Source organism: Streptomyces sp. WAC06614 (assembly GCF_003949795.1).
Lineage (GTDB): Bacteria > Actinomycetota > Actinomycetes > Streptomycetales > Streptomycetaceae > Streptomyces.
Map to the genome: position 1 here is coordinate 25,473 of NZ_RPRY01000046.1, position 7,985 is coordinate 33,457.

Consider the following 7,985-nt stretch of genomic DNA (forward strand, 5'->3'; position numbering starts at 1 on the left):
CGTCGATCGGCCCCGGCCGTTGCGTGTACGGTTCTGGTGTCCCTGTCACGCGCTGGCTGACAGGTCACCGAACCCGAACCGGCGGGACATCCGGAACTGCATGTACGTGGGGACTCTGTCCTTCGATCTGCTCCTCGGCGACGTCCACTCGTTGAAGGAGAAACGCTCCGTCGTGCGGCCCATCGTCGCCGAGCTCCAGCGCAAGTTCTCTGTGAGCGCGGCCGAGGTGGGTGACCAGGACCTTCACCGCAGGACCCGGATAGGGGTCGCGCTGGTGTCCGGGGACGCGGGGTTCGTGTCGGACGTGCTCGACCGCTGTGAGCGGTTGGTCGCTGCGCGCCCGGAGGTGGAGCTGCTGTCGGTGCGACGCCGGCTCCACGGTGATGAAGACTGAATGCAAGGAAAAAGGAGACGGACCAGTGGCCGACAACGCGCGGGCGAAGAAGCTGGCGGACCTCATTCGGGAGGTGGTCGCCCAGAAGCTGCAGCGTGGCATCAAGGACCCGCGGCTCGGCACCCACGTGACGATCACGGACACCCGGGTCACCGGTGACCTGCGGGAGGCCACGGTCTTCTACACGGTCTACGGCGACGACGAGGACCGTGCCGCCGCCGCTGCCGGCCTGGAGAGCGCCAAGGGCATCCTGCGCTCCGCGGTCGGCCGGGTGGCGGGCACCAAGTTCACGCCGACCCTGACGTTCGTCGCGGACGCCCTCCCGGAGAACGCCAAGACCATCGAGGACCTCCTCGACAAGGCGCGGCTCTCCGACGCCGCCGTGCGCGAGGCCTCCTCGGGCGCGACGTACGCGGGCGAGGCCGACCCGTACAAGAAGCCGGGCGAGGACGAGGACGCAGCCGCGGAATGAGCAAGGTAAGCACGACTCCGGACGGCCTTGTCATCGTCGACAAGCCGTCCGGTTTCACTTCGCACGACGTCGTGGCCAAGATGCGCGGGATCGCCAGGACCCGCCGGGTGGGTCACGCCGGAACCCTCGACCCCATGGCCACGGGCGTGCTCGTGCTGGGCGTCGAGAAGGCGACCAAGCTCCTCGGGCACCTGGCGCTGACGGAGAAGGAGTACCTGGGCACCGTCCGGCTCGGCCAGAACACGGTCACCGACGACGCCGAGGGCGACATCACCTCCGCCACCGACGCCTCCGGGGTCACCCGGGAAGCCGTGGACGCGGGCATCGCCAAGCTGACCGGCGAGATCATGCAGGTGCCGTCCAAGGTCAGCGCCATCAAGATCAACGGTGTGCGCTCCTACAAGCGGGCCCGCGAGGGCGAGGAGTTCGAGATCCCGGCCCGGCCGGTCACCATCTCCTCGTTCCAGGTCTACGACATGCGCGAGGCCGAGGCCGAGGACGGCACCAAGGTCGTCGACCTGGTGGTCTCGGTGGTCTGCTCCAGCGGTACGTACATCCGCGCCCTGGCCCGTGACCTCGGCGCCGACCTCGGCGTCGGCGGCCACCTCACCGCGCTGCGGCGCACCCGGGTCGGCCCGTACAAGCTGGACCGCGCGCGCACCCTGGACCAGCTCCAGGAGGAGCTGACGGTCATGCCCCTCGCCGAGGCGGCCGCCGCCGCCTTCCCGCGCTGGGACCTGGAGGCCCGCCGGGCCTCGCTGCTGGCCAACGGCGTCCGGCTGGAGATGCCGGACGTGTACGCGCCGGGCCGGACCGTGGCCGTCTTCGGCCCCGAGGGCAAGCTGCTCGCCCTGGTCGAGAACAAGGGCGGCAAGGCCAAGTCGCTGGCCGTCTTCGCCTGAGGCCGGCAGGCACGACGGCACCGACGGGGACGACGGAACGACGTGGAGCGGTGAGCACCGGTGGTGCTGCTCACCGCTCCACGACCCCCCTCGGGTAGGTCTCTATCCATCCGGACGCCCCTCTTCACCCGTCCGAGCAGGCGCTCGGAGTGAAGGGAGGGAGCGTAAGGGGGCGCTTTCGTCCCACGTGCTTTTCCCGCTGATCTTCATCGACCTACGGTCGTCGGATGGAGGTCACGGGGGAGCTGGTCCGGATCTGCGATCTCGTCGGACGGCCGCGCGGCAGCGGCTTCGTGGCCGACGACCGGGGCACGGTCGTGACCGGCCACGACGTGGTGGCCGGCCTGGCACAGCTGGTGGTGCAGGGCCCGGGGCCCGCGGCGCGGACCTGCGTGGTCGAGGCGGCCGAGGTGCTGCCGCTGCCCGCGCTCGGGCTGGCCCTCGTCCCCACCGACGGACTGGGGGTCCGGCCGCTGCCGGTGACCGTGCGCGACGCGCTGCCGGCCGGGCGGTACGTACGCCTGGCCGCCCGCGGCTGGCGCCAGGCCCGGGTCCTCGGCGCCGCCGCCGGACCCGCCCAGGCCGGACCGTCGGTGGAGATCGCCCTGGCGCTGGGCACCGACGGCATGGACGCGCTACGCCTGGGCGGCGAGGCCCGCGGCGGCCCGGTGCTGGACGCCGGGACCGGGTCCGTGCTCGCGGTCCTCGGCACGACCGGGGACCCGGACCGGCACGGGCCGGGCCGGGCCGTGGCGCTGCGCCGCGCGGCCGCCGCCGGGCCCGGCGGGCCGCTGGCCGTGCTGCTGGCACGCAACGCGGCGACCGTCCCCGCGTACGGCGCCGACCTCAACCTCGCCGGCGCCCTCCGGTTGACCGGCGCCACCCTGGCCCCGGCCGCGCTGCCGGACGGGCCGGAGCCGGTGGAACGCCCCGCCGTCGTGACCGAGCTGGCCGCCTTCACGGCCTCCGGCCGGCCGCTGACCGCCCTGGTCGGCGCCCCCGGCACCGGCCGCACCACGGAACTGGCGGCCCTGGCCCGCCGCCGCACCCAGGGCCCCGCCCCGGCCCCCACGATCTGGCTGCGCGGGGCCGACCTCCACCCCGACGACGCCTCCCTCGCCACGGCGGTCACCCGCGCCCTGACCGCCGCGGCCCGGAGCGCCTCGACCGGCTCACCCGGCTCGACCGCCGCCGCCTCGCCCGGGCCCGCAGGGGCGCCGGACGGCTCACCGGGCTCGTCGGTGTCGCCGGGAGGCGGGGACGGCAGTGCCGAGCGGATCGCCGCCCTGGCGAAGGCGGCGGGGCGGCCGCTCCTGGTGCTGCTCGACGCGCCCGAGGAGATGCCGGCCCGCCTCGCGCACCGGCTGGGGGAGTGGACCGCCCGGAGCACGGCCTGGCTGCGGGAGGCAGGGGCGCAGGCGGTGCTCGCCTGCCGGCCCGAGTTCTGGGAGCGGGCCGGCGCGCTCTGCCCGGCCGAGGACCTCCACCTCCCCGGGCGCCCGGCCCCGCACCTGCCGCCCGCCCTCCGGCTCGGTGACCTCGCCCCGGACGAGGCGGCCGCCGCCCGGGCCCGGTACGGCATTCCCGACGGGGCCGTCCGCGCCGCCGACGCCCGGCATCCGCTCACCCTGCGCCTGCTCTCCGGGATCCGCGCCACCGGGGTCACCGGGGGCACGCCCGGGCGCGCCGAGGTGTTCGCCGCCCACCTGGACCTGATGTGCCTGCGCGTGGCCGTACGGATCGCCGCGGGCGAGGGCGCGTCCGTCCACGGGCCGGGGGTCCGGCGCCTGGCCGCCCGGGTGGCCGGCCGACTGCACGAGGCGGCCCGCCGCTGCCTGGGCCCCGGGCAGGGCGAACTGGACCGGGCCTCCTTCGAGGAGCTCTTCCCCCGGCGCACCGGCTGGGCCGCCGCAGTGCTGGCCGAGGGCCTGCTCGTCGCCGCCGGGACCGGCTACCGGCTCGCCGACGAGGAGCTCGCCGACTGGCTCCAGGCCGGGCACCTCGACGTACCGACCGCCCTGGACTCCCTGGTCCACCGCCGTCTCCCCGCACCCGTCCTCCCCGTCCCCCGCCACCGCCTGGGCCCCGAGGGCACCCAGGGTGGACAGCAGGCCGGCCAGGCGCCGGGCCAGCGCGTCCGGCGGAGCGGAACCGGACGACGAACGTGCCTGGTGGGCGCGGCGGTTGCTGCGCGAGGTGCTCCTGCGGGTCGAGGACGCCACGCCGTACACCGAGGTGCTGGAGGGGCTGGCGGAGCATGTGGTCCGGTCCGGGCCGGGGGAGTTCGGCGGGTCGTTCTTCAACCGGCTGCGGCTGCCCGAGGCGGTCCGCCTGGACCTGCTGCGCCGGGTCCTGCCCGCCGACCCGCCCCCGGGACCAGGGCCCGGACCGGGACCCGGACCCGGACCAGGGCCCGCCGACCGTTACCTCGACGCCGCCCGCCGCCGGCTGGTCCGCGATCCCCGTGGCGTCCAGCCCCTGGTCGCCGCCTGGTTCGGGGACGGGCGCACCCTGCGCGGGCGGCCCGGGGCCACGGTCGCCACCGCCGCGCAGGCGCTGCTGCACACCCATCGCGCCCTCGCCGTGGACGACCTCGCCGAGGCCCTGGTCGCCGCCGCGCACCCGCGCGCCGACGAACTCCTCGCCGTCCTCGCCGAGGAGGAGCCCGCCGCGATGTGCCGCGCCGTGGACCGCTGGGCGCACGACGAACGGCCCGAACGCCGGGTCGCCGCCGCCACGTACGGGCCGGCCGTGGCCCCCCACGTCCGCACCCCGGCCGACCGCGAACTGCTGCGCTACGCCGCCCGGGCCCTGCTGGCCCGGCCCGACACCGCCCTGCACGGCAGCGCCCTGGCCGTCCTGCTGCGCGACCCGCAGGAACGCGCCCGCTACCTCCCCCAGGCCCTGGACTGCTTCCGCCACGGCGGCTCCCGCCTCCCCGCCGAGGCCCTGGTGGCGGCCCTGCCCCTGCTGCCCGACCCCGACGGGGTCTTCCAGGCCCTGCGGGCCCGGGCCGACGGCGAGGTGTTGCGCGCCCTGGCCCCGCTGACCACCCCGGGGCTCGCCCGGCGCGCCGCCGAACTGGTCCGCGACCACCTCGCCCGGCACCCCGAGGACGCCCCGCACGCCGCCGCCTTCGTCGACCACCGCCTCGACCAGGGCCCGGTCGCCCGGGGCGTGCTGCTGCCGCTGGTGGCCGACCTGCTACGGGGCCCGGCCGTGGTCCGCACCGCGCTGGCGGCCGTCCTCGCCGCGCCCGGCGCCGAGGCCTCGTGGGAGCTGCGGGGCGAGCTGGCCGTCGTGCTGCTGGCCGCCGAGGAGGACCCGGTCGTCCTGGACGCGGCCCTCGGGGCGCTCGCCCACGGCGCCGGGTCGTGCCCGCCCGAGCGCACCCGGCAGCTGCTGCGCCGGACCGGGCGGCAGCTGCTGCGGGCGCCCGGCGGGCCGGCCCTGTTCGAGCGGCGGACGGTGGAGCTGGTGCGGGCCGCGCCCGGGTTCGGGGACCTGCTCGCGCGGTGGCTCGCCGAGGACGCCGCCCAGACCTCGGCCCTGCTCGGGCCGGGCGCTCGACGGATGGTGGAAACGCTCACGGGACGCATCGCCGGACCTGGCACACTTGACGTGACCCTGGCGTGAGCCGGACGCCGATGCGGGCCCCTGAGCACCGGCATGGCAGTCTTAGACCTGCACATTTTTACAGGCACTACACGGGTTCGGGCGAGGAGCGGTCACAGTGCAGCGCTGGCGTGGCTTGGAGGACATCCCCCAGGACTGGGGACGCAGCGTCGTCACCATCGGCTCCTACGACGGTGTCCACCGGGGACATCAGCTGATCATCGGACGGGCCGTGGCCCGGGCCCGCGAGCTCGGGGTGCCCTCCGTCGTCGTCACCTTCGACCCGCACCCGAGCGAGGTCGTCCGCCCCGGCAGCCACCCGCCGCTGCTCGCCCCGCACCACCGTCGCGCCGAGCTGATGGCGGACCTGGGCGTGGACGCGCTGCTGATCCTGCCGTTCACGGCGGAGTTCTCCCAGCTGTCCCCGGCCGACTTCATCGTCAAGGTCCTGGTGGACAAGCTGCACGCGCGCCAGGTCATCGAGGGTCCCAACTTCCGCTTCGGCCACCGGGCCGCCGGGGACGTCGCCTACCTGCGCGAGCTGGGCGCCACCTACGACTACGAGGTCGAGGTCGTCGACCTGGTGGTGCGCGGCGAGGCCGGCGGCGGCGAGCCGTTCTCCTCGACCCTGGCGCGCCGGCTGGTCGCGGCCGGGGACGTGGAGGGCGCGGCCGAGATCCTCGGGCGTCCGCACCGGGTCGAGGGCGTCGTCGTCCGCGGCGCGCAGCGCGGCCGCGAGCTCGGCTACCCGACGGCGAACGTCGAGACCCTGCCGCACACCGCGATCCCGGCCGACGGCGTGTACGCGGGCTGGCTGACCGCGGACGGCGAGCGGATGCCGGCGGCCATCTCGGTCGGCACGAACCCGCAGTTCGACGGGACCGCGCGGACCGTCGAGGCGTACGCCATCGACCGGGTGGGGCTCGACCTGTACGGGCTGCACGTGACCGTGGACTTCCTGGCGTACGTGCGCGGCATGGCCAAGTTCGACTCGCTGGACGGCCTGCTGGAGGCCATGGCCGACGACGTGAAGCGGGCGCGGGCGCTGACCGAGGCCTACGACAGCGCCGCAGGCTGAGCCGGCGCCGGTCGGCCGCCACCACCACCGACGGGCGAGGGCCCGTACCGTCCGGGTCGGACGGTACGGGCCCTCGGCGTGTGTCGGGGACCTTCCTCCGGGCCTACTGGGCCTGGCGCGGGTCCTGCGGGGGCTGGGGCGGCTGTTGCGGCTGCTGCGCCGGGGCCTGCGGAGGCTGCTGGTACGGGCCGGGCTGGCCGTACGGGCCCGGCTGCGGCGTCGGCTGCTGGGGCGGGTACGGGTACGGCTGCTGCTGCGGGTAGGGCTGCGGCTGACCGCCGTACGGCTGCTGCTGGGTCTGGGCCTGGGCACGGACGAAGTCCTCGGCGACCAGGGCGGAGAGGTGGAAGTACGCCTCCCGCGTCTTGGGCCGCATCATGTCGAGGTCGACCTCGGCGCCGGCGGCCAGGTGCTCGTCGAAGGGCACGACCACGACCCCGCGGCAGCGGGTCTCGAAGTGCTGGACGATGTCCTCGACCTTGATCATCTTTCCGGTCTCGCGGACCCCCGAGATGACGGTGAGGGAGCGCGCGACCAGGTCGGCGTAACCGTGGGCGGAGAGCCAGTCGAGAGTGGTGCTCGCGCTGCTGGCGCCGTCCACGGACGGGGTGGAGATGATGATCAGCTGATCGGCCAGGTCCAGGACCCCGCGCATGGCGGAGTACAGCAGTCCGGTGCCCGAGTCGGTGAGGATGATCGGGTACTGGCGGCCCAGGACCTCTATCGCGCGGCGGTAGTCCTCGTCGTTGAAGGTCGTGGAGACGGCCGGGTCCACGTCGTTGGCGATGATCTCCAGGCCGGAGGGGGCCTGGGAGGTGAACCGCCGGATGTCCATGTACGAGTTCAGGTACGGGATCGCCTGGACCAGGTCGCGGATGGTCGCCCCGGTCTCCCGGCGCACGCGGCGGCCGAGGGTGCCGGCGTCCGGGTTCGCGTCGATGGCCAGGATCTTGTCCTGGCGCTCGGTGGCGAGGGTGGCGCCGAGGGCGGTGGTGGTCGTGGTCTTGCCGACGCCGCCCTTGAGGCTGATGACCGCGATGCGGTAGCAGGACAGGACCGGCGTACGGATCAGCTCCAGCTTGCGCTGGCGCTCCGCCTCGGCGGCCTTGCCGCCCAGCCGGAAGAGGGAGTTGGAGCCGGCGCGGCTGCTCTTCGGCTTCTGCTTGTTGCGCAGCAGGCGGTCGGAGGACAGCTCGACGGCGGCCGTGTAGCCCAGCGGGGCACCGCCGGCGGGCGAGGCCTGGTACCGCGGGTCCTGCGCAGCGGGGCCGCCAGGGCCGCCGGGGCCGGGCTGCTGGGCCCACTGCTGCGGGTGCGGCTGCTGATGCGCCTGGGGCTGCGGCTGCGGCTGCGGCTGCGGCGGCACGGGCGGCTGGGCCTGCGGCGGCACCGGGGCCTGGGGCTGCTGAGGCTGCTGTGCCCAGGGGGCACCGGCCTGCGGCTGCTGCGGCGCCGGCGGCACGGGCGGGAACCCGTACCCGGCCGGGGGCTGGGGCGGCTGGGGCTGCGCGGGCACGTCCTGGG

At 75.6% G+C, this 7,985-nt stretch carries 7 protein-coding genes; 5 read left to right on the forward strand and 2 right to left on the reverse strand.

The genetic code is table 11. From position 1 onward, the window contains the following. Positions 1-100 precede the first annotated feature (100 nt). The 3 genes from EF918_RS09445 to truB are packed head-to-tail and all read left to right on the forward strand — an operon-like array spanning position 101 to position 1,768. On the forward strand, positions 101-394 hold the full coding sequence (locus EF918_RS09445; RefSeq protein ID WP_125643693.1) for a DUF503 domain-containing protein: 294 nt from the start codon (positions 101-103) through the stop codon (positions 392-394). Positions 395-419: 25 nt separating this feature from the next. Then, positions 420-866: a 30S ribosome-binding factor RbfA gene (gene rbfA / locus EF918_RS09450; protein ID WP_125643695.1), complete on the forward strand. Its 447-nt coding sequence runs from the start codon at positions 420-422 to the stop codon at positions 864-866. After that, on the forward strand, positions 863-1,768 hold the full coding sequence (truB, locus tag EF918_RS09455) for a tRNA pseudouridine(55) synthase TruB (protein WP_125643698.1): 906 nt from the start codon (positions 863-865) through the stop codon (positions 1,766-1,768). Before rbfA ends, truB begins: the two co-directional genes overlap by 4 nt. Positions 1,769-2,994: 1,226 nt before the next feature. Here truB and EF918_RS39005 read toward each other — a convergent pair. Then, on the reverse strand, positions 2,995-3,990 hold the full coding sequence (locus EF918_RS39005; protein ID WP_312847822.1) for a hypothetical protein: 996 nt from the start codon (positions 3,988-3,990) through the stop codon (positions 2,995-2,997). Between EF918_RS39005 and EF918_RS39010 the strand changes: the two genes are divergently transcribed. Next, the gene (locus tag EF918_RS39010) at positions 3,953-5,404 is read left to right on the forward strand and encodes a hypothetical protein (protein ID WP_312847823.1); all 1,452 of its coding nucleotides are present in this window, start codon (positions 3,953-3,955) and stop codon (positions 5,402-5,404) included. The two genes, EF918_RS39005 and EF918_RS39010, sit on opposite strands and share 38 nt — an antisense overlap. Before the next feature lie 97 nt (positions 5,405-5,501). After that, positions 5,502-6,461, forward strand: coding sequence for a bifunctional riboflavin kinase/FAD synthetase (locus tag EF918_RS09465; protein ID WP_125643700.1), 960 nt, complete (start codon positions 5,502-5,504; stop codon positions 6,459-6,461). A gap of 103 nt (positions 6,462-6,564) precedes the next feature. On the opposite strand, the gene EF918_RS09470 is transcribed toward EF918_RS09465, so the two are convergent. After that, a partial coding sequence (locus EF918_RS09470; RefSeq protein ID WP_260610013.1) for a MinD/ParA family protein occupies positions 6,565-7,985 on the reverse strand: 1,421 nt, incomplete at its 5' end.